The organism is Bradyrhizobium sp. AZCC 2230 (assembly GCF_036924495.1).
Classification (GTDB): Bacteria; Pseudomonadota; Alphaproteobacteria; order Rhizobiales; family Xanthobacteraceae; genus Bradyrhizobium; species Bradyrhizobium rifense.
The window spans coordinates 4,850,342-4,871,987 of record NZ_JAZHRS010000001.1; the positions used below are offsets into that span (position 1 = coordinate 4,850,342).

The window sequence follows — 21,646 nt, forward strand, 5'->3', positions numbered from 1 at the left end:
CGACGCTGACCTTTCCCAACGCAATTGAACCTTTGCGGAATGCTTCGGACCAACCGTGAAGCAGTTCACATGGTTTCAAGTGGGCCAAGATTAAGGTGAGCGTGGAATTTGTGGTGGGAATATCTCTAAACCAAGAGAGGGGAAATCCCATGAGAAACACATTTCTGATAGTGACCGCCATTTCCAGCATTGGAAGCGTGACGATCAATCACGCCAACGCGTGCGCACTACAGCGCCCAACTTTCGAAGTTACAGGCTTCCCGATCTCCCGGCATCAGGTTGCAGTGCTGGGCGCGGCCCAGGTGGAGGAGAGTCCGGCTGCACCGACGCTCATGTCAGCTGGGATGCCGGCTTCTCCCAGTCAGATTGCGATTCTGACGCCACGCCCGAAAACAACGAAAATAGTCGAGGCTTCAGCAGATGCTAGTCTGCTCACTGTTGGTGTGGCGAGAACGAGCTCGCGCAGAAGCGCTGGAGAGGCATCATGTGGCTCTGAGTGATCTGCGGATCACGCGGTATCTTGCGCCCCGCCTTCGGGCGGGCTTTTTTTTTGCGCTTGCACGTGAGCGACAGCCCTATTGGGATCGCATCGATTGCAGAAAAAGCACGATCTTCTTTCGATCCTCAACCGACGCAAGACCGCCGTAGGGAGCCATTTTATTCCCAGGAACGACCTCATCTGGATTGGCTATGAAGCGCGCGAGTTTTGCTTCATCCCAGATGAAATCACTGTCCCTCATCGCTGCCGAGTAATTGTACTCCGGCAGCGATCCCGCTTTCCTTCCAATAATCTGGTGCAAGTTAGGACCAAGACGATTGTCGTCCTTTTGGGTCGAATGGCAAGTTCGACAAGCGTTGTTGAACAACTGTTGCTCTGCGCCTTTCGAGAGAACGTCCTGAGCCGAAAGCGAGGACGACGATAGCAAGTACAACATTGCGCTCGATATCACGAGGCCCAGCCGGCCGATACGCTTCATGCCAACCTCTCGTCGCCTGCGAAGGGCGACTGAAACCGCCGCCTGGGTCACTCCAGCTTATAAAGGAAGTCCAGCCATTAACCAGCCATCTGCCTCCGTCGGCTCTGGGTCAAAAGCGAAGAACTCAAGCTGAGTAAATCTAGTCCGCTGTGCCTCACTGAGCGGACTTTAATGAAGTGCGCCGCTACTTCGATGGGCCAGGGGCACAACAGCGGAAATGGCAGCTTTGGCTATTGTGCCACTCACCAAGAAGTGGGCACAGACAATGCGTCGCCGAGAGCCCTCAGCAGATCCCTAAATGTCAGCCTCGGTCGAGGCTTTACAGATGGGACACTCGTACGACTTGAGGGACCATCTTTCCGCTCTGGAGCGACTTCCTCGGTCATGTTGGTTCTCAATTTCGGTCAATCAGCAGTGGTGCTCGGCATCTTTCCGGAGGATATGGGACCAAACCCTCCTATGTCCAAAAGAGATGACCACGACAGTGTCATGCTGCATCGCGACGGTGCGGCGCTTGTTGCGCCAGTCGTCTTGTTCGAGGGGCGCTGCGGGTCAAAGGCTGCCCTCAGCGACCGGGGACGACCTCGATCGGCTTACCGCCGACCGCCAGACTGCCGCAGGAGAAGAGCCGTCGGAAACGGTGCAACTGACCAAGACGCGGCTTAAGGAAAAGCTGGCGAAGCTCGAAGAAGAAGTGAAGCGACTGGCCACGATTGAAAAGGCATTGCTCGCCTCGCCCGACAAGCAGATATCGCTCACCGATCCCGATTGCCGCTCGATGGCAACGAGCGGGCGCGGCTCAGGCATGGTCGCCTACAACGTACAAAGTGCAGTCGACACTACGAACCATCTGATTGTCGCGCACGAGGTCACCAACGTCGGCGCCGATAGATCGCAACTGGCGAGATGGCGCAGGCGGCGAAGGCCGCGCTGCGCAGCGACAATTTGGACGTCGTCGCCGATCGGGGCTACTTCAAAGGTGAGCACATCCTCGCATGCGAACAGGCCGGGGTCGCGGTGACGCTACCCAAGCCGCAGACTTCGGGAGCCAAGTCGGCAGGCCGCTTTGGGAAACCTGATTTTGTCTATTTGGCCAAGGACGACGTCTATCGCTGCCCGGCCGGCGAGAAGCTGGCGCACCACTTCACCCCTGATGAAGATGGCCAGAAAATGCGGATTTACTTGACGAAGGCGTGCCGCACATGCCCGCTCAAGGATCAGTGCACGACGTCCAACGAGCCGCATCAAACGCTGGGAACACGAACACGTGGTCGAGGCCGCGCAGACGCGGCTCGATCAGAACCCGCAAGCCATGCGTGTGCGCCGCCAAACCGTCGAGCATCCGTTTCGCCACACAGAAGATGCGAATGGGTGCAACACACTTTCTAATGAAGCGGTTGCCCAATGTCGCGACCGAAATGGCACTGAACGTACTCAGCTACAATATCACGCGCGTGCTGAACATCCTCGGCGTCGAGCCATTGCTGGCGGCCATGCGAGCGTGAGGCGCGGGCAGCGGGCTCAATGGCGACACTGATGGCCGCCCTCAGTTGTATGGAGGTGATGCGCCGCGTTTTTACACGGCCTGGACCCTTAGCGGAAGTGCAAGTCGGCGCCGCTGACATCGGCTTTCGAGGGTGGAGCGGGCATGGTCAACACGCCGGTCAGGTTGCCTAATGACCCAAGGCGGATAATCCATTGGAACGACGTGGCTCTTGGCTATTGACGAATGAACACCTTGGCATATGGCCGACGTGGCGCAATGTAGAAACGAGCTTCGCACTCGCTGCAGGTCAGATGCTCGGCGATATCGACGCGGAGTGCGGATCGCAATTTATTTGCGCCGCAATCCGGACACTCATGGTTGTTTAGCACGTCAAGAATATCGGTCTCGCTCATCATGCTCACGCTTGGGCGACGACAGGTGCAATTAGGCACCAAAGGAGTGTCTAATCTGCTTGGCCATCATGATGACCGCATCGGTATATTGGCCATTGGATGTGTATTGATCGCACATTGATAAAAAGATTAGCGCTAGAACGGCAATCATGAACCCCTTGAGCATAACGGCCTCTCGCATGAAGAGACTGCCAACCGAGCAGGTCTTGATCAATCGAACTTCGATATTGGCGTCGCCGCCGCGACGATTTGCAATGGTCACAGCTTGGCAATGAGCCGTAACTAATTCCTTAAAGCGCGATAAGGGGCAATGTCGGCGACGTTAAAGTGGCAACTGCCCTGATCTTCTGACCAATCGATGATCTCGAAGAACATCCCTCGCCCGAGCATTTCGGTTTCAAGATTGACGGCATGCTCCTTCCAGTCACGCGTTTCCCGCACCTGAAAGCAGGGCTTGTCTCCGACGGTCCTTGCAGCGCCGTCGGAAGCGAGAGCCCCCCGAACACTCTCGTACATCATGGTGAGACTGTCGTTCGTGAAAGCTCGATACTCCATGTTCACCGCAACAAAAAAGGCCGTCGCCGGGTTGAGATCAGCGACGGCTCCCAATGTGTGAGTTTCTGGATGATCTATCCACGCTAGTCAGCGTTGATGATCGGGGTGGATGGGTTAACAATCCATTACCGTCCGGGAAGTCTTCGCGGCTCACTCGGCCCTCTCCCTTGGCAGCAGTATCCGGGCGTAGCTTTCGAGGTGCCGGGGCTGGCCAATATTTCATTGATTTCATTGACCCAACGTTTGATCAGGCAGGGCCGCGGCGGTGAAAGCCGCTGCGGCTTATTGCGTTCACCGCCTTGGTCCCCGCGCGCCGTTACCCGGTTGTCCTTGAAGAATTCTTAATCTCTATCCGTGATTATGTGGGAATTCATTTTTCGCTTTCCTATGATTTTCCATGCATCTCGTCGCCACGCGAAAGTATGCATTTATCGCAACTCAAACGCTTGCTGAATGTCAGGCGCGCGATAGCCTTTTTAGGTTCGCCGAGAATAAGTTCCTGCTGCATATGACTTCTGACGAAGACCTCGAAGATGAGCGGCTGGTTTGGCTCGATACTAGAGCCGCTCTGCTCTGGATCAATCAAACGACCGACGAGTATGGAATAAATTGGGAGTGATCACCAGTGGTCGAAACCCGGATTGCGCCTCGCTATCGCGTTTCAAAGCCGGCGCAGATTGAATATGGAGGCGACAAAACCTCCTGCATTATTCGTGATCTCTCTATTACGGGCGCCGCTCTGCAGCTTTCCGATCTGAGCGGGACCATTCCTGCCGCGTTTACGTTGATCATACCTGAAGACAAACTAAAAATATCATGCCGCGTGGTCTGGCGAAGAGCGTACAAGATTGGCGTAACTTTCAATTAGCGGCATCAAGAGACCTTTCAGTCGGCGTCACTGTCACCACGTACTTGCGTCAGCGGTTGACAATCCAGCTCGGCAACAACGCGACCGTGACCGGCACGATGAAGGCCACGGCTTGCCATGGCGGCATCGTTAACATCACTGCTGATCGTGCGGCGGCTCTCCGTCCCTGGCGAGCAATCTGCTCGATTGAGTTTTCAAAGCTCGCAGATAGGCAGCCTGCGAGAGCCCCCGCGACAACGACGAGTTCCGCTTTTGGCCCCTAGACGACCTTGGCTTTCTATCAAATGTCTGCTCTGCGCGGAGAGCGGTCCTAGATCTCGATAATCACGCCTTATCGGGAGTTTGGCTCACGAGATGCGAAGCGGAGCAGTGGTCAAAAGCGTAGCTTATAACCGTAGCTAAATGATTCCCCGGTCTCATCTTCGCGAAAAAGCAATGCTTGGCCAACACCATAACCGTTTCGATTGGGAGGAGCGGTGATCCGTCAGTGCGTCTGAGCCCGTATTTGTCCAATTGCGCCCAACACAGCCGAAACACTGATAAGCTTTCAGCTATTTCCTTATCAGTTGCCCAACTGACTCCGTTTCGTTGTTTTTCTTATCAGTCAGGCAACTGACTCCATTTTGTTAGAAACCTTATAAGTTGAAGAGCTGATTCCGCTTGCAACCAAAGCTTATCCGTTATCAAACTCACTCCGTTTGTCGGTCTTCCTTATTCTGCCACTGCCTCCGTTTCGTACGAACGCTTATCAGCCTTCGTCACCTCTTCTCGAGAGCTCCCAAATTCCTGCCACCAGAGAGCATTGCCCTCCGAAGGCAAAGGTCACACGTTCGAATCGTGTCGGGCGCGCCACTTTCCCTTTGCGTTACAGCGCGATATGCGCGTCCGAACCGAAATTCCGGTTCTGTCTCATTTGAACGAGTAAGCAAAAAAAAATCCTCTGAAAAAGTATGTCGATTGCAGACAGACTGCGTTCGAGACGCGAGGAGCTCCCCGAGGGACCACCTTCGTCAGATCGTGACTTGAAGTGAATATCGGTATCGGTGGTTGCGTGCCCTCGTGACAACGCCCCTTTGCGAAACCGGCCTCCTCTCTACAAGTGCCACGCTTATTCAGCCGCGCTCGAATGCACGGCCGGTGCGAACGCATGTGCATTCTTCTGCACGAATTCCCGCACGCTCATCGGACGCATGCTAGTCAGCCTTCCGACATCATTGCTGAACCGATTGTACCGGTTGTCCTGATGTAACTCCCCCATGGTTGCTACGTGCGCAACGACAGGCGGCGGAACCCTAACCCTGTTCGTGCAAGGAACACCGATCGCCGAAATCGAATTGTGGTTCGGTGCGCTCATTATCAAGCTCGGGAGGCCGAAGTAAAATTGGCTCGCCGGCGCAGGCTCAACGCTTACTTCGAGCGTTGACGACCAGCCTTTGTCGGCGCGGGCTTCCACGACCGGGTGAACTCACGCGTAGCACGATCATATGTCGCGAAGTCATTCACCGCATTGGCCACCACCAATGCGCCCGTGATCGTTGCCAGCAATTGCGAGGCCTCATCCGACGAGAGGCCCTCCAGCACGAGCTTCTCATGACACATCTTGAAGAACTTCTTTACTTCCGCTGATACTTCCAACGGCAGATCTATGGTTGATGCACCGAGCACGGCGCATGGACACATGCGATCCTCTGAGTGCAGGGTCCCTCGGAACGCTTTCACCCAAACCTTCACCGGGTTTGGCTCCTTCTGGAGCTCCCGTTCGATCAAATCCGCCGTCTGTCCGGTATAGCGCTGGATGACGGCAGCCGCGAGATTCTCCTTAGTCGGGAAATGATAGTGGACGCTAGAACTTTTGACGCCCACGTCGGCTGCAATCTCTCGAAAACTGAAACCGCTGAAGCCGCCCTTCCGCATTCGCCGCTCGGCGGCGTCCATGATGGCTGCGGCGACGTCACTCATTGAGTCTGCTCCAGTGGCTACCTCTCGATAGGTAGGGCTTACAGAGATCAAAAACAATGCCCGTCAATCTATCTATCGATAGCGCATTATGGTAAACAAGGCAGCGAGCCTGATCTTCGGGCCATTGGGCGGGCTTCGGTCCGTCGAGCGCGGCAGGAAGACATCCTCTCCCCCGGGCGCGAACCTCATGCAAGCTGGGTGATCAAGATGTTCTCCGTGATCTTCGAAGTCCATCCCAAGAAAGAGCAATTCGACCTTTACCTGGCTCTTGCGAAAGACTTGAGGCCAATCCTGGAGGGCATCGACGGGTTCGTCGATAACGAGCGATTCGAAAGCGCGCGCCGGCCAGGATGGATCCTGTCGCATTCCACATGGCGAGACGAAAAGTCCGTTGTGAGGTGGCGCACCGTCGCCAAGCACCACGAAACTCAACAGCGCGGCCGCGATGACGTCTTTCAAGATTATCATTTGCGGGTTGGCGAAGTCGTGTCGGATACGGCGCCTCCCGATGGCGTGCGTCTGGTTGAACATCGTTTGGACGAGACGGAGGTCGGCGCTGGGAAGTTTGCAACGCTTACCGAGGTTTTGCCGGCGCCGGCTGGAGCAGGATCACTGGCTCCGTCGGAGCTCGCTGACCGCTTGTCACTCGATCGAACACAATCGGCCCTGATCGACCACGATGTCTTCTCAAGCATTTACAATCCGGGAAAACTTGTATTGTTGGCGATCTGGCGCGACCGCAGCTCCGCAGCGCAGTTTGAACCGCGACGCCTCGCCGCGGCCGATGCTGTTCGTCATCGCGTCGTGCGCATCGTGCGTGACTACGGCATGTTCGATCGACGTGAGAGCCCGCAATACTATCCTGACATTCCTCGTAGCCCTACGACGCACCGATAGGCTCCGTCGTTCGCGAAAGCAAAGCCGGCGCTTGCCCGCGGCAAGTCCGAGGAACCCCAGGCGTTCAAGGGCCTATCATGGATCGGTCATTCGGCGCTGGCGGCAGCCCCCTTCTCTGCTCGTTGAAGCGACATCGAGGGAAGTCGTCAGCAATCCGTCCGCCGCCAGTCACGACGTTGTTCCTCTCTATCGATAGATCAGACTTGACGTATCCAATTTCCAGAGCTAGCTCTCGACCGGTCAGTCAATCTATCGATAGGTAGAGTAACCTAGGAGAGTTACCATGCGCTTTCAGGACAAGGTCGCGATCGTCACAGGAGGCAGTTCAGGCATCGGCAAGGAAGTGGCGACCCGATTTGTCGCGGAAGGCGGATCTGTCGTCATCATCGGACGCGATGCCGCTAAAGCCGAGGCCGCGGCCAAGCAAATCGACGCCGCTGGAAAGCGCGCTATCGCCCATGTGGGCGACATTTCCCGGCCGGCGACCGGAGAAGCAGCGGTGAAGGCAGCGCTTGATCGCTTTGGCCGTCTGGATGTCCTGTTCAACAATGCCGGCATCTTCGGGCCGAAACCATTCCTCGACGTCACCGAGGATGAATACGATCGTTTCCTGAGCATCATCCTCAAGGGCAAGTTTTTCATCGCACAGGCGGCCGCGAAAGCCATGAAGGCTGCGGGCCGCGGCGGTGCGATCGTGCAGACCGGATCCATGTGGGGCCTGCAGGCGATCGGTGCCACGCCCTCGTCCGCTTATTCAGCGGCTAATGGTGGCGTCCATGCGCTGGTCAAGAACCTCGCGATCGAGCTCGCCCCCGACAAGATCCGCGTGAATGCGATCGCGCCCGGCGTGATCGAGACCCCGGTCTTCAGCACGTTCCTGACACCGGAACAGGTGAAGACCGTTTTGCCGACCTTCAATGCGATGCACCCTCTTGGCCGCAACGGTCAGCCCGCAGACGCGGCCGAGGCGCTTCTGTTCCTTTCCTCGGATCAGGCGAGCTTCATCACCGGGGTCATCCTTCCGGTCGACGGTGGCGTCATGGCTGGCAGGCAGTGATCGCTCGTAACCGACCAGGTCGACGTCCGACATCGGTGATCCGTCCCGCGCCTGACCGCCCGGGGCCAACCTCCCATCACGCCTCTCCTTTCCCTTTCCGGCGCAGGCCCGTCACGAACGGAGAATCCCAGTGGGTACGAACGTTCAAAAGAAACTCTTCACGCCCGTTCAAATCGGGCCAATCACGCTGAAACACCGTGTCGTCATGCCGCCGATGAGCCGGATTTTCCCAATCCGCTGGGACGCGCCCCTTTGGTCCAGGCGAAGGTTGGTCGAGGGGCCGAGATCGCGGCAACGCCAGCCTGGGGCCGTAGAACGGCTTTCGGGTTCCATAGTTCCAGAACCAGTCCTCACCAGGCTCGAAGCTTGTTACGATGAAGTGGCCAGTCTCGCGAAAATGCGTAGTGGCGTGCTGGTTTGGCGACGTATCGCAACAGCCGATGTGGCCGCATTTGGCGCAGCGCCGTAGATGCAACCACCATTGGCCAGCAGCAAGACACTCGACACATCCCGTTCCACTTGGAATGGCGTGAGGGTCAATACCTTCCGATACGTCGCTCATTGCCGCTCCGCGTCCGTTCGATCCAGCAGGCGAACGCCCATCGTGTTGTGTTACCGGCGACTTGTCATGCCGTCGCAAAGGGAACCTCTGCGCGTTCGAACACCCTATAGAAAGCGTCCTGGTCCGCGTCCACGAGACGAAGATGAGCATATCCGAGCAGACGGCGCCGCGGAAGTTGACCTTCGCGGCTCAGGTTTACTTACAATCCTTGCAAGGGGTCGTCGCGGGATTGGCTGTCTCCAGAGGTCGCGGGCAAATTACGAAAAAAGCTTGCTTGCCTTCTTCTGAAGAGCCTCCATCGCCTCGATGTACGGAATCGGCCCGTAGCTCACGCGGGCGACACCTAGTTTCGCGAGCTTGTCATTCGATGGGACGCCTTCCATGACCATTACGTTGACCGGCAGCGTCGCTTCCTCAGCAATCCGACGGATATGGTCGGCCTCGGTCAGCCCGGGAATGAAGAAGCCGGACGCGCCGGCCGACGCGTATGCCTTCGCTCTCTCCAGGGCTTCGTCGACATCGCCGCTGTTACCTAAGAACACATCGGTCCGTGCATTGATAAAGAGAGGAACGCCCTTGTGTTCGGCAGCATGTCGGATCGCCGCAATTCGCTTCGCCTGCCGATCAACGTCGTAGAGCCCTTTCCCCTTGACCACGCGGTCCTCGAAATTGATCCCGATGATTCCCAGATCAAGCAGCTTGGAGATGTTCGAGGCTAGTTTGCGATCATCGTCGCTGTAGCCGCCTTCGAAGTCGACGGTCACAGGTACGTCAACTGCCGCCACGATCCGCTCGACGATCTGCTCGGCAAGAGGAAGCGGAAGGTCCTCGCCGTCCTCATACCCCTGCGCAGTGGCGACAGACCAACTGCTCGTCGCGATCGCCGCCGCACCGGCCTCGACGATCGTTTTCGCACTGCCTGCATCCCACGCGTTGTAAAGTATCACTGGCGTCCCTTTGACATGAAGGGCGGCAAATTGTTTAGCTCTCTTGCTCTGGCTCACGGTCATCCTCCGTTCGTAGATTCCACGATGCTGAAATCGCAGACAGGCTTCGCGTCGAAGCTCTGCTTGCGCGCGCCGCCGTCGACCGTGGTCCGTGGTCCGCCGCGCAGCCTTGAGCGGCGGATCGCTATCGCCATTGAGCGGCCTAGACTATCTATCGATAGATCGCGCGGGTGATACGCCTCCTATCCGGTCGTGTCAATCTCTATCTATCGATAGAACTAATGCGCCGAGGCCTCGATGCGGCCCTCGAAATCACGATATCCGTCGGACCGTTGGATCTCGCCCGGTTGCTCTCACCCAACTAGGCGGCCAAGCCGAGTTGCTCTTCGGTGCCCTCTCGGTCACCGACGGAGGCTCTTTTTAGGAAGCTGGCCAGCGCGGCTTTACGTGAATCCCGGTCCAACGCGTAGGCGGTTTGCTTGAACTCGATGCCATCCAAGAGTCCTTGAATGTAGCCAGCAATCGTGTCCGCAGCCATGATGAGCGCTGTGTCGAGCGTATGAATATATTTGCTCGTCACCGAACACTTGGCATGGCCGACCTGAGCCGCGATCGTCACCTCGGTAAGGCCGAGATCGTTGGCGATGCTTGCGAAGCTGTGGCGCAAGACGTGGGGAGTGATATCGGATAGCGGGGAGTCCTCGAAGAGATGCTTCCAATGGTTCGGGAAGCTGCCGAACGCGTTGTCCTCGCCCAGCCCCGGGAAGACGTATGTTCCACTTTCAGACAGGCGAGCTATTCACTATCCAAGCAAAACCAGCGCAGGCGGCAGCGATCATCTTCCCCACGGCATACTGATAAGGTTTGTGCAGAAACCTTATCAGTTAGCCAACTGACTCCAATTTGCGCATTACCTTATTGGAACCGTACGCTGTAGCCTTCAAGACTGGCCCAAGCTCGAACGTTGGCAAAGACTTGATCGTAGCGTTTGAATCGCAGCGTGGGTTTTCGGCCATCGATCTTGAAAATTGTGACGGTCAGCCCGATGGACACCGGCACTAGGTCACCGCGCCCATGGAGGAAGCGCCTCATCACCCCTTACGCTTGCGACCGCAAGCAAGATGTCGGCTAAAGCCGTAGGCTGCGAAATGAACGGTGAGTGTCCGCTGTCGATATCGTAAACCTTGGTCGGATTTCTGAACGCGAATGCATCCGCCTCGCGAATGAACCTGTTTTGCAACGCTATCGGCAGGGCGTTATCTTTTGACGTTCGAATGTAGCTGCGCGGCACGCTGCCCCAATTGGCAAGTGTTCGATGCGTCAGCGCCGCGAAAGGCTGGATCGGATCATCCGGCGTGAGCAGATTGACCGCCGACTGGAAATCAGGCAACTCTGCATCATTGTAGAGCGCTAACTGGAGGGCCGCCACGTATTTGGGATCGGTGCTGCGCATGTCGATCCGCACACATCCGGTCTTGGAGGGGTCGCCGAGCAACAACGGACCAAAAGCAGACGCGGCGTTTTCCGGCGCGCTGAGATAGCTCAGGGCCGAGGTGCCATCGCTGGGCATGAATGCCGCCAGATACACGACATGGTGGATCTGCTTTGCATGCTGCTCGACAATCGCCGTCGTCGTCACCCCGCCCATGCTGTGCCCGACCAAGATGATGGGCCCCCATCCTGCCTTGCGGGCGTAATCGATACTGTCGCTAACCGTCGCGACATATTGGTCGAGCGTGACTCCGGCGAGAGGAGACGCTTCGGTCGAAAACTTCGAGATATCGATCGGCCGCTGAAAATAGCTGCCTGGGAATCGTGCGCTCAACCCATGCCCCGGCAGATCCGGCGCGATGACGGCGTGGCCCGCCGCGCTGAGCAACGGCGCAAGACGCTCCCAATGGCCGGACGAATGCCAGGAACCATGGATGAGGACAAAAGTCTTGCCTTTCGTGGCCTGCACATTGATCTCTGCGGCCCCGACGGAAGGTGACAAGACGAGCGCAGGTGCGGTCGCCCCGGCAGCAAGCAGATTTCGACGATTGATCAACACGCCCTCCTGTTTGGATCGCTGCCGGTTGGTCCGGTGTATGCGGCACGATAGTCCGCAACGTGCGTGGAAAAAGAAGGCGTCGGACAATTCAGTCTTCGTGAAATGTGAAGAATTGGCTCAACCACCTACACGCGGCGACAGACGCACGAGCGCAGGCTCGTGGCGGCGCTCCTTTCAGGCCGGACGTGGAGATTGTCACGGAGCTGCGCGGCGAAAGGCCCGGGCACCTTGATATCAGGAGAAGCCGGATCGCGAGCCGCGTCCCGACGTTTCCGGGAGATACAAGGCCCGGAGTGCGATATCGACGGTGCGCTCCAGATCGGCCAATTTCGCGATCCGTCCGGTCACCCGCAATCCCTGCCCAAAACTATAGAGGAACAACGCAGCGTCTGCTGGATCGATCTCTGCCGTGATCTCGCCGCTCGCCTGCCCACGCTCGACGACAGCATGCAGCAGATCGATGATCCGCTTCATGCCAACGCGAATCTCCGCCGCCAAGTCCTTGTCCTCCCGCCTCAGCTCGATCGTCGTGTTGGTGACGAGACAGCCCCGCGGGCCGGATACCGTTGCCGAAACATAGGAATAGTGCAGAAGCGCATCACGCAGGCCTGCGTAAGGGCTGTCCGCCTGCTGCAATTTGTCCCGGAAGCGCTGCCCCGCTTCATCGATATAGGCCTTCAGCGCGGTGGTGAACAACTGATGCTTGTCACCATATGTCGCATATAGGCTGTTGCGATGAACTCCGGTTGCCTCGACGACGTCGGCAATCGAAGTCGCGTGATACCCGTTGTCCCAGAACGTTCTGGTTACGGCAGCGAGCACTGTCGCTTCATCGAATTGCCGGGGTCGTCCGATTGTCACGGTCTCGCTCCAGGAAGACGAACAAGTGTGAGATACTAGTCCGCAATGTCGATATGACTGGTCTCCGGCAGGAAGAAAAGCCCAACCAGAAAGGTGGAGGCCGCAAACGCGATGGGGTACCAGAGACCAAAATACATGCTGCCCGATTCCGCGTTCATTGCGAACATTGTCGCCGGCAGCAAACCACCGATCCAACCAGTTCCGATCTGGTAAGGCAGGGAGATGCCAGTGTAACGGATATTCGTCGGAAACAGTTCGACGATCCCTGCTGCTGCGGGCCCCTGGGCCATTTGTGCCAGGAGGACAAGCGCCAGCAGCAGACCCACGACCTGCAACGCGCGCGGTGCAAGCAGGTCGGCAATTCCGGCGAGCCGCAGCGTGTCGGGATCGCCGGCTGCGGGATAGCCTGCCTGCCTGACCCGCTCAGCTATCCGGGTTGCAAAATCGGGACCCGCCGCGATACTGGCGCCATCGATCTTGACGAAGGTCGGCGTTCCCTCCGGCTCATGCACATTGCGATAGCTGACCGACGCCCGCGATAGAGTCGCCTTGGCGATGTCGCAGGGGCTGGTGAACTTCGAGGTACCCGCCGGATTGAACTGGAATGCGCAGGTTGCCCGATCGGCGTGAACCTCGACTATCACGCTGGCCTGGGCATGGTAGAGCGCCGGATTGGCGCGTTGAGCGAGGGCGTCGAAGATGGTGAAATAGCAGAGCGCGGCAATTGCGCATCCTGCGAGGATGACCGGCTTGCGACCTATGTAGTCGGACAGCCACGCGAAGAACACACAGCCCGCCGAGCCCAAGATCATGGCGGTCGCGAACAGCAGATTCGCCGAGTAGGCGTCGACTTTCAATGTCGAGGTCAGGAAGACCAGCGTGTAGAACGTACCGGTATAGCCGAGCACCGCGGTGGCGGTCGTCATGCCGAACAACGCAATCAGCGCCAGCCGGATGTTCTTCCAGCGGCCCAACGCCTCGCGTACCGGCGCACGCGACTGGCGCCCCTCGGCCTTCATCTTCAGAAAAGCCGGGCTCTCGGTGAGCCGGAGGCGGATCCACAAAGAGAGAGCAAGAAGAAGCAGTGATGCGAGAAACGGAACGCGCCATCCCCAGGCCTTGAACTGCATCTCATCGAGCACACTCTGCGTGAGCAGAATGACGGCCAGAGACAACAACAGGCTGAACGCGATAGAGGCCGGAATCCAGCCGGTATAGAAGCCACGGCGACCTGGCGGCGCATGCTCGGCAACGTAAATCGCCGCACCGCCAAATTCGCCGCTGATCGCCAGTCCTTGCAGGATCCGCAGACTGACCAGAATGACCGGCGCGGCGATTCCGATCTGGTCGGATGTCGGCAACAGGCCCACGATCAGGGTCGAGCTGCCCATGATCGCAATCGTCGTCAGGAAGATGTATTTGCGGCCGATCAGATCGCCGAACCGGCCGAACACCAACGCGCCGAACGGTCGGACCAGGAATCCGAGAGCGAAGGTCAACAGCGCAAAGATGTTGCGGGTCGCCTCATCGAAGGGACTGAAGAACTTCGCGCCGATCGTCGTCGCCAGCGCCCCGTAGAGGAAGAAATCGTACCACTCGAAGATGGTGCCGACGCTGGAAGCCAGAATGACCCGCCTCTCCTCTCTCGTCATGGTCGCGATCTGCACATGCGGCGTTGCCACATCAATGGTCATCATCAATCCCTTTCACATGCGGTGGACCGGCAATGGATCCGGCGAACGCGGTGCAATTGCCGAGCGGAGGGCAAGGCGACGGCCCCAGGATGGAGCTCACGTCCAGGCCGAGCTGAAGTAGCGCGTCGTCGTGGCCGGACGGCGCTTCGAGACAAATACCGACTGGCAGGCGCGCCTCGCTGAGACCCGCCGGCAACACAAGCGCTGCGCCGCCCACAAGGCTCAGCGGAGCGACATTGCGGCCATAGGCGATCTTCGCCGGCACCATCTGGCCATTAATCTGCACATCGGGTGCCGGCGAGACGCGCTTTGCTCCTTGCAATGGCGCAGGCATCAGCAGAACCGGATGCATCAGCGCGTCCAGGCGCTGGGCGGCGAAGTGGCGGCGGTAGATCGTCACCAGTTGCTGCCGCCGCTCAAGGGCATCCGAATAATCCGCGACCAAGGCAGAAGAATCGCCCGACCCGAGATGCAGATCCTCGCCCAGCCGGGCGGTCAGCGCCGCCATCGTGACCGCAGGGGCGTGGGCCGCGAGATAGAGCTTCAGCATCTCTGGGGCCTCGTGGGCGATGATGGAGGCCGCCGTACCCGGAACAAGCTCGTGCAATTCGGGAAAGTCGGCACGCACGATCTCCACGCCAGCGGTCGAGAGTCGCTCGACAGCATCGGTGAATATCTGCTCGACCTCGCGATCTAGATTGCCGAGATAATAGTCGGACGCGACGCCGACGCGTGGGTTGCGCGATAGGGCTGGCTCGGCCGGCCGCCCGCCGACAGCGACGTGCAACACGTCATCGAGCAGTCTGATATCCGCGACCGTGCGCGCGATGAGTCCGACGGTATCCAGCGTATGTGCAAGCGGCATCACGCCGTCCAAGGGATAGCGCCCCAGCGAAGGTCGATAGCCGACGGTGCCGCAGAGCGCAGCGGGGATTCGGATCGAGCCATTGGTATCGGTGCCGAGCGCCGCAGGTACCATCCGGGCGGCGACCGCGGCCGCACTGCCGCTGCTGCTGCCACCGGCGACGCGATCCGGGGCATGCGGATTGCGCACGCGGCCGAAATTGGGATTGTCGCCCGTCCATCCCATCGACAATTCGTGCAACCCGGTCTTGCCGAGCAGGATAGCGCCCGCGCGGCGCAATCGATCGACGACCACGGCGTTAGCGGCTGGCCGATGGTGCCGCAGCGCCGCAGTGCCTCCGCTGGTCGGCAACGCCGCGGTGTTTATGTTGTCCTTGATCGCGATCGGCACCCCATGCAGCGGGCCAAGCGGCAGACCGCGAGCACGGTGGAGGTCGGCAGCACGGGCCTGTTCGAGCACCATCGTCGCATCGATCGAGATGAACGCGTTGAGCTGCGCGCCCTTGTCGCAGGCCTCGAGCAGGGCTTCGGCGTAAGCGAGGCTGGTCATCTGGCCCTCGCGGATCAGCTGCGCCGCTCGCGCCAGCGGCAGCTCAGTGAGCTGAGCCGCTCGCTCGGATGGAAGGACGGTAGTCCTCGGCATGGCCCCCGACCCCAACATCTCAACGCCAGACCGCAGCTCCATCGGCATCCGTGCCGACATAGCGAGGCGCGGCACCGGATCCGTCACCGGTCGTTTCCAACCCCGCAATCGCGATCGCGCGCGCCGGCTTGCCGGCCGTGCCGGCAAGCCGTTTGCGCTTGAGCGTCTGGTTCGGCTCCGAGTGGTAGTAGCGCTCGATCGCTTCCACATTCGGAAACTCGACGATGACAAGCCGCTTCGGATGCCAGTTGCCTTCGATCGGCCGATAGTCGTTTCCGCGAACCAGGAAACGGCCGCCTGCGGCAACGACATGCTGCGTCACCTCGCGCTCGTATTCGTCCAGGCTTGGGCCGTTCTCAACGTCGAGCTCGATCACGAAATAGGCGGCCATGTGTTGCTCCTTTCTGCTTGATTTAAGGAACGTTCGTTCCTAAACTCGCTTGAATGGTGGTCAATTGTCAATGTCGGCTCTGTTCGGCGGCTATCGTTTGAACAGGCGCCGGATCGGCGCGGGATAAATTGTCCGCCACGATCGCCTGCACAGCGGCGGGATCGACGGCATGGAGGTCGCCCTGCCCCAACAGGGCGGCGGCTGCTGCTGCCGCCCCCATCGCCATGCATGGGCCGATGACGCGGATGGCGGCCAGTGCGAACGGCTCGGCATCGACGCAGCGACCGGCCGCAATGAGATTGCGCAGGTCCGCGGCGATCATGCAGGACAAAGGGATCCAGGTGAGATGGCCGGCCGGAAGTTCTTCCCAGTAGACCCCTTCTTCACTGCCGTGGAATTCGATCGGCCAGGCGCTACGCGCGATCGCATCGTCGGCCCGCGTCCCCTTGCGAACATCGGCCGTACGCAACGTCCGTCGACCGACCACGCCGCGTGTCTGGCGGACGCCGGGCTGGCCGACACTGCGGATGCGCGCCTTGCCGAAAGCTGCAGGAAATTCTTCCGCGAGGAAGCGAAGTGCCCGGTCGATGTCGCCCCGGGCATCAAGCCCTCGCGCCGTCATCGCTACCGCGTCAAGCGGCGTTTGGTAATGGTTGAGATTGACGAGGCAGACATCCCGGCCTGGAAAAGCGAAGACGAAGCCATCCTTGCGACGAAGACCGTAGCCTTCTGCCCGTTCGGAGAGCCGAGCGATGATTTCCGTGCGCGGCGGAACCGGCTGCCCGACACCTTCAATGGCGAACATGCTGGTGCCATACACCGGAACGTCCGCCACCTGCAGCCGCGCGCCTGCAAAGGCTGCCACGACGGCATCGCCGCTGGCATCAATGAACGTCTGGGCCGCAACCTCCACTGCGCCATAGCGCGTGTGAGCCAGCAGTCGCTCGATTCGATCAGCACCGCGGGATACCGATTGAATGACAGCACCAAGAATGACGTCGACCCCTGCCTCGCGAAGAAACTGAGCGTAAACGGCCGCCAGTTCGGTTTCATCGTAGAGAGCAACAAGGCTGTTCCGCCCCGATCGGTGCGCCAAAGCGTTGCGTCGTCGCAATTCGCACAGCATTTCATCGGCGAAGCCGTAGGTGAGTTGATAGGGAGCTGTTCCAGTCGAATAGAAGCCGCAGAATGTCCCGATCAGGCCGTTGACGGACTGACCGCCAATCTCCGGCAGAGCGTCGAGCAGGCAGACACGCAAGCCCAGGCGGCTGGCTTCGATCGCAGCCGCGATGCCCGCGGCTCCCGCGCCGACGACACAAACGTCGGCGCTGACGGAACGCCCTGGCGGCGGCTCCGCAACAAGCTCGATCCTGCGGGGCTCAATCATGACGAACAACACGTCCTCTCTACGGCTCACGGCATGCTTGCCCCGCCACTTCGCCGCGGAGCTAATGAAATGTTCGAAGCCGGATAAAGCCGTGATCAGGCAACGCAGTATTCGCGGAACGTGAAAGATGGATTCGATTGCAACGATACGAGCTTTCGTCACCGTCGCGACAACCGGGAGCTTCACGGAGGCAGCTCGCCTGCTCGACCTCGTGCCCTCGGTCGTGACGAAGCGAGTCATGCAGCTCGAGCACATGCTGGGCGTTTCGCTGCTGCATCGGACCACTCGCAAGGTGACCCTCAGCGCGGCGGGCGAACATCATCTACCCCGGTTCACATTTGCGCTGGCGGCGCATGACGAGGCCATCGCCGGGGCCAGAAGGGGTGTCGAGGTTCTCTCCGGCCCCCTCGTCGTCAAGGTACCCGCCACACTCGGACATCTCCGGCTGAACGACGTAATCTATGATTTTGCAAGAGCACATCCCGATGTGAACATCGAGCTACTCTCAATCGACGGCCCCATGAATCCGACCTCGGAGGGAATCGACATTGCGATCACGGCGTTCCCCAACAGCTTCAGCGGCGTCGCCGACGAATTCCTGTGGCCCATACGCCGTGGCCTCTACGCAAGTCCGCGGTATCTGACCGGCAAGCCAGAACTGCGTCATCCTGCTCAACTTGCGGACCATCAATGCCTGGCCTACAGGCCTGCCGGATCCACATGGACATTTCGAGACAAGACCGGTCGCATCAGCATGGACGTCAAGCCACGCTTGTGCAGCAATGACATGACTTTTCTGCTTCGAGCGGCTCGGAATGACATGGGAATCGCTCTTCTTAGCGACTATGTCGCCGCATCCGCGGTCGAACATGGCGAAATTGTCAATGTCCTCGGAAACTTTTCGATTCCGGATCTCTGGATCAAAGCGCTGATACCGCGTGATCGACTGGATCGACCGCGGACGGCCGCTTTGCTCAAGCACATCAAACGCAATTTTCAGATCGACGCCCACTCCAATCCAATTGATTGCTGATCCCGCCGGGCCTTTTCGGCGGTGTACATATTGCCAATCAGCATGCAAGCTGTTCTCCATTCCGTGACGTTTGCAGAATGGCATTTCAGCTGTCGCGCACACTCGCTCCCTCCGAGGGATTTGTTGCTCGTGCCAAGCAAAATTTGGAATGGCCAGGTCCGTTCCTTTCGCTTCGCCTTGTATCCGTGGAGAGTTCCGATCACTCGGACCGAGGCGCGCTTACGTTTGCAGGGCGATCGGGGCGGCGATGGCTCAGGCCTGAGCGAACCGACCTGCGCTTGCCTACGGTCTCAAATCTGAGGCACGGCGGCTCCGACAAAGTGCGCGTCGGAGCGAACTACGGCATCCTCGACGTCGGCGGCGTCAACCAGGATGGAACTTAGCTGGACTTCCACACTATCAGAGCTCGAGGCTTCACCAGGACTAAGACCTACAATCCCGACCGACCAGGCGCGAGCAATCTGTGCGATGATCGCACATTTGCGCGTTAATTTGACAGCGGACACCCCTTCGCCTAGTGAGGATCTCCACTCCTCAGTCTTCCGCCAAAGGTCCGCTGTCCATGCCCACCGAGTTATCGACGGAAATCCTGGTTCTTGGCGGTGGTCTCGGCGGGGTAAGTGCCGCGCTCGCTGCAGTCCGGCTGGGGCGAAAGGTTGTGCTGGTAGAGGAACTCGACTGGCTCGGGGGCCAACTCACTTCTCAGGGAGTGCCACTCGATGAAGCCCCTTGGGCCGAAAGCCTGATCACGTCGCAGAGCTTTGCTGCGCTTCGTGCTGGCATCCGAAAGCACTATCAGGACCATTATCCGTTGACGCCGCGCGCTCGCGCCGATCTTCTGTTCAATCCTGGTATGGGCAATGTCGGCACACTCTGTTGCGAACCCGCTGTCGCGGCAAGGGTTCTCGATGGCTTGCTCGCACCGTTTGTATCGTCAGAGGCACTCATTGTACTACGCCGGCACCGATTGACCGGATGCACCACTCACGCCGACAAGATCGTCGCGGTGAACGTCACGAATCTCGAAGACGGCACGCAGATCGTTATCTCCGCTGCGCTAGCCATCGATGCCACCGAAACCGGCGATGTGCTCGCAATGGCCGATGTCGAGCATGTGCTCGGCGCAGAGTCGCAGTCCGAGACCAATGAACTGCACGCTATTACCGGTCCTGCCGATCCCCTTGATCAACAAGCGCTCACTTGGGGCTTTGCTGTCGACTACCTTCCCACGGAAGATCATACGATCGACAAGCCCACGGGATACGAAGCATTCCGCGCAATAAAGCTCGATTTCTGGCCTGGCTCTCAATTCGGCTGGACGGTCAGCAACCACGTCACGCATGAACCCCTAGAACGCAGACTCTTCGCAGGCGATACCGACGATGAGTACGTGTTTGATCTTTGGCACGCTCGCCGCATCCTCTACCGGCGCAACTTCCTGCCTGGAGCCATTGCAAGCGACATCACTATCGCAAACTGGCCTCAGATCGACTATTGGCTGAGGCCCGCCGTTGGCGTCAGCCCTGAAGAGGCCGCTATCGCGCTCGACGAGGCGCGACGGTTCTCTCTATCCTTCCTTTACTGGATGCAAACGGAGGCGCCGCGTCACGATGGCGGTGTCGGCTATCGCGGTTTGCGGCTACGTGGCGATGTGCTTGGGACCAGCGACGGATTAGCGAAACAGGCCTATTTCCGGGAAGGTCGGCGCATCCGTGCCGAATTCACAATCCTGGAGCAGCATATTGGCGTTGAGGCGCGCGCAGGACAGCGGGCTGCAGAGTTGTTCCCCGACAGTGTGGGGGTTGGCGCCTACCGGATCGACCTGCACCCCAGCACAACCGGTCGGCGTGACACCGTCGATATCGACACCTACCCCTTCGAAATCCCGCTTGGCGCCTTGCTGCCGATACGCGTCGACAATCTCCTTCCGGCCTGCAAAAACCTTGGGACGACGCGCATCACCAACGGCGCATACCGCGTCCATCCAGTGGAATGGAGCATTGGCGAGGCAAGTGGCGCGCTCGCGGCCTTCTCCCTCCAGAAGATGGTCCCACCCCGCGCGGTTCGCCAAAACCCTGCGCGATTGCTCGACTTCCAAGCAACTTTGGACAGGCTAGGCGTGTTGCGCCGCTGGCCGACATTCGATGCCCTCCGGCCGGGAAGCCGGCGTGGATACCGACCACCGGCTCAGTAAGAGGATCAGACAATGGAGCGCAGGACTTTCATGACAGCCACTGCGGCGATAGCGGCGAGTTCTGTCATTTCACCGGTGGCGAGCCAGCCGCGCCAGCAATACACATTCGTCCTGGTACACGGTGCCTGGCACGGCGGGTGGTGCTGGCGTGATCTCGCCAGTGAGCTGCGCAATCATGGGCAACTGGTGACGACGCCAACCCTGACGGGTCTCGGCGAGCGAGCCCACCTCCTCTCACCCAAGGTGGACCTCGAAACACATATCAGCGATATCGTCAGTCACATCGATTCAGAGGAGCTGAACGATATCGTTCTGGTCGGTCACAGCTATGGCGGCTTTCCCGTTCGCGGCGCGGCCGCGCGACGAGCCGACAATATCGCTCACGTCGTCTATCTCGATGCCTTTGTCCCGGTTGATGGCGAAATGGTCGCCAGCTATGTCCCCACCGACCGCCTCGCCGCGTGGAAGGATGAATTGGATAGCAATCCAGTCAGTACGCTCCCGCCACTGCCCCCGGCCGCATTCGGCATCACAGCCCCCGATCAAAGCGCATGGGTCGAACGCCGCCTCGTTCCCCACCCATTACGCACATATCTTCAACCGCTCGCGACCGCCACCAAAGGCGGAACTCACACGCCGCAGCACTACATCGCCTGCATGTCGCCGAAGCTCGACGTCTTTGACAGCACGCGCGAACGAATCTCCCGGGACAAGAGCTTCAGCTTCACTGAGCTCAGCGCCGGACACGATGTCATGGTAAGCGACCCGGCACTGCTGGCACGAACGCTATTATCCTATCTTGGCTGAT

At 59.2% G+C, this 21,646-nt stretch carries 18 protein-coding genes and 2 pseudogenes; 8 read left to right on the top strand and 12 right to left on the bottom strand.

All coding sequences use genetic code 11. The annotated features are described in order from the left end of the window. Positions 1-575: 575 nt before the first annotated feature. The gene (locus tag V1280_RS23290) at positions 576-977 is read right to left on the bottom strand and encodes a c-type cytochrome (protein WP_334529372.1); all 402 of its coding nucleotides are present in this window, start codon (positions 975-977) and stop codon (positions 576-578) included. 595 nt (positions 978-1,572) lie between these two features. Here V1280_RS23290 and V1280_RS23295 point away from each other — a divergent pair. Next, a pseudogene (locus tag V1280_RS23295) lies at positions 1,573-2,482 on the top strand (transposase); the annotation flags it as partial. Between the two features lie 676 nt (positions 2,483-3,158). On the opposite strand, the gene V1280_RS23300 reads toward V1280_RS23295, so the two are convergent. Beyond that, on the bottom strand, positions 3,159-3,485 hold the full coding sequence (locus tag V1280_RS23300) for a hypothetical protein (RefSeq protein WP_334529375.1): 327 nt from the start codon (positions 3,483-3,485) through the stop codon (positions 3,159-3,161). Between the two features lie 343 nt (positions 3,486-3,828). Here V1280_RS23300 and V1280_RS23305 point away from each other — a divergent pair, with 343 nt between their 5' ends. Both V1280_RS23305 and V1280_RS23310 read left to right on the top strand, forming a co-directional pair. Further along, positions 3,829-4,050: a hypothetical protein gene (locus tag V1280_RS23305; RefSeq protein ID WP_334525123.1), complete on the top strand. Its 222-nt coding sequence runs from the start codon at positions 3,829-3,831 to the stop codon at positions 4,048-4,050. 6 nt (positions 4,051-4,056) lie between these two features. Then, complete coding sequence (locus tag V1280_RS23310) at positions 4,057-4,299, top strand: PilZ domain-containing protein (RefSeq protein WP_334529378.1); 243 nt, start codon at positions 4,057-4,059, stop codon at positions 4,297-4,299. Positions 4,300-5,706: 1,407 nt separating this feature from the next. Here V1280_RS23310 and V1280_RS23315 read toward each other — a convergent pair. Further along, on the bottom strand, positions 5,707-6,258 hold the full coding sequence (locus V1280_RS23315) for a TetR/AcrR family transcriptional regulator (RefSeq protein WP_334529381.1): 552 nt from the start codon (positions 6,256-6,258) through the stop codon (positions 5,707-5,709). Positions 6,259-6,465: 207 nt separating this feature from the next. On the opposite strand from V1280_RS23315, the gene V1280_RS23320 reads away from it, so the two are divergent. Both V1280_RS23320 and V1280_RS23325 read left to right on the top strand, forming a co-directional pair. Continuing rightward, complete coding sequence (locus V1280_RS23320; protein WP_334529384.1) at positions 6,466-7,155, top strand: antibiotic biosynthesis monooxygenase family protein; 690 nt, start codon at positions 6,466-6,468, stop codon at positions 7,153-7,155. Between the two features lie 283 nt (positions 7,156-7,438). After that, positions 7,439-8,212, top strand: a complete 774-nt coding sequence (locus V1280_RS23325) for an SDR family NAD(P)-dependent oxidoreductase (protein WP_334529388.1) — start codon at positions 7,439-7,441, stop codon at positions 8,210-8,212. A gap of 76 nt (positions 8,213-8,288) precedes the next feature. Here V1280_RS23325 and V1280_RS23330 read toward each other — a convergent pair whose 3' ends face one another. The 9 genes and pseudogenes from V1280_RS23330 to V1280_RS23370 all read right to left on the bottom strand — a co-directional run bounded on the left by V1280_RS23330 (position 8,289) and on the right by V1280_RS23370 (position 17,611). Then, on the bottom strand, positions 8,289-8,924 hold the full coding sequence (locus V1280_RS23330; protein WP_334529391.1) for a UBP-type zinc finger domain-containing protein: 636 nt from the start codon (positions 8,922-8,924) through the stop codon (positions 8,289-8,291). 107 nt (positions 8,925-9,031) lie between these two features. Further along, positions 9,032-9,778 (bottom strand): isocitrate lyase/PEP mutase family protein, encoded by a 747-nt coding sequence (locus tag V1280_RS23335; RefSeq protein ID WP_334529394.1) that lies wholly within the window; start codon positions 9,776-9,778, stop codon positions 9,032-9,034. Between the two features lie 304 nt (positions 9,779-10,082). Then, positions 10,083-10,514, bottom strand: a pseudogene (locus V1280_RS23340) (tyrosine-type recombinase/integrase); the annotation flags it as partial. A gap of 270 nt (positions 10,515-10,784) precedes the next feature. Then, the gene (locus tag V1280_RS23345; protein WP_334529397.1) at positions 10,785-11,768 is read right to left on the bottom strand and encodes an alpha/beta hydrolase; all 984 of its coding nucleotides are present in this window, start codon (positions 11,766-11,768) and stop codon (positions 10,785-10,787) included. A gap of 237 nt (positions 11,769-12,005) precedes the next feature. Continuing rightward, a complete protein-coding gene (locus V1280_RS23350; protein WP_334529400.1) occupies positions 12,006-12,632 on the bottom strand; it encodes a TetR/AcrR family transcriptional regulator in 627 nt (208 codons plus the stop codon). Between the two features lie 35 nt (positions 12,633-12,667). Then, complete coding sequence (locus V1280_RS23355; protein WP_334538392.1) at positions 12,668-14,326, bottom strand: MFS transporter; 1,659 nt, start codon at positions 14,324-14,326, stop codon at positions 12,668-12,670. Then, on the bottom strand, positions 14,316-15,881 hold the full coding sequence (locus V1280_RS23360) for an amidase family protein (protein WP_334529403.1): 1,566 nt from the start codon (positions 15,879-15,881) through the stop codon (positions 14,316-14,318). The genes V1280_RS23355 and V1280_RS23360 overlap by 11 nt, the downstream gene beginning before the upstream one ends. After that, positions 15,853-16,224 (bottom strand): DUF1330 domain-containing protein, encoded by a 372-nt coding sequence (locus V1280_RS23365; protein ID WP_334529406.1) that lies wholly within the window; start codon positions 16,222-16,224, stop codon positions 15,853-15,855. The genes V1280_RS23360 and V1280_RS23365 overlap by 29 nt, the downstream gene beginning before the upstream one ends. A gap of 67 nt (positions 16,225-16,291) precedes the next feature. Further along, a complete protein-coding gene (locus V1280_RS23370) occupies positions 16,292-17,611 on the bottom strand; it encodes an FAD-dependent oxidoreductase (protein WP_334538393.1) in 1,320 nt (439 codons plus the stop codon). Positions 17,612-17,738: 127 nt separating this feature from the next. Between V1280_RS23370 and V1280_RS23375 the strand changes: the two genes are divergently transcribed. The 3 genes from V1280_RS23375 to V1280_RS23385 all read left to right on the top strand — a co-directional run bounded on the left by V1280_RS23375 (position 17,739) and on the right by V1280_RS23385 (position 21,645). Continuing rightward, complete coding sequence (locus V1280_RS23375) at positions 17,739-18,644, top strand: LysR family transcriptional regulator (protein ID WP_334529409.1); 906 nt, start codon at positions 17,739-17,741, stop codon at positions 18,642-18,644. Positions 18,645-19,206: 562 nt separating this feature from the next. Then, positions 19,207-20,838, top strand: a complete 1,632-nt coding sequence (locus V1280_RS23380) for an FAD-dependent oxidoreductase (protein WP_334529412.1) — start codon at positions 19,207-19,209, stop codon at positions 20,836-20,838. Between the two features lie 12 nt (positions 20,839-20,850). Further along, the gene (locus V1280_RS23385) at positions 20,851-21,645 is read left to right on the top strand and encodes an alpha/beta hydrolase (RefSeq protein WP_334529415.1); all 795 of its coding nucleotides are present in this window, start codon (positions 20,851-20,853) and stop codon (positions 21,643-21,645) included. The last annotated feature ends 1 nt before the right edge of the window (position 21,646 follow it).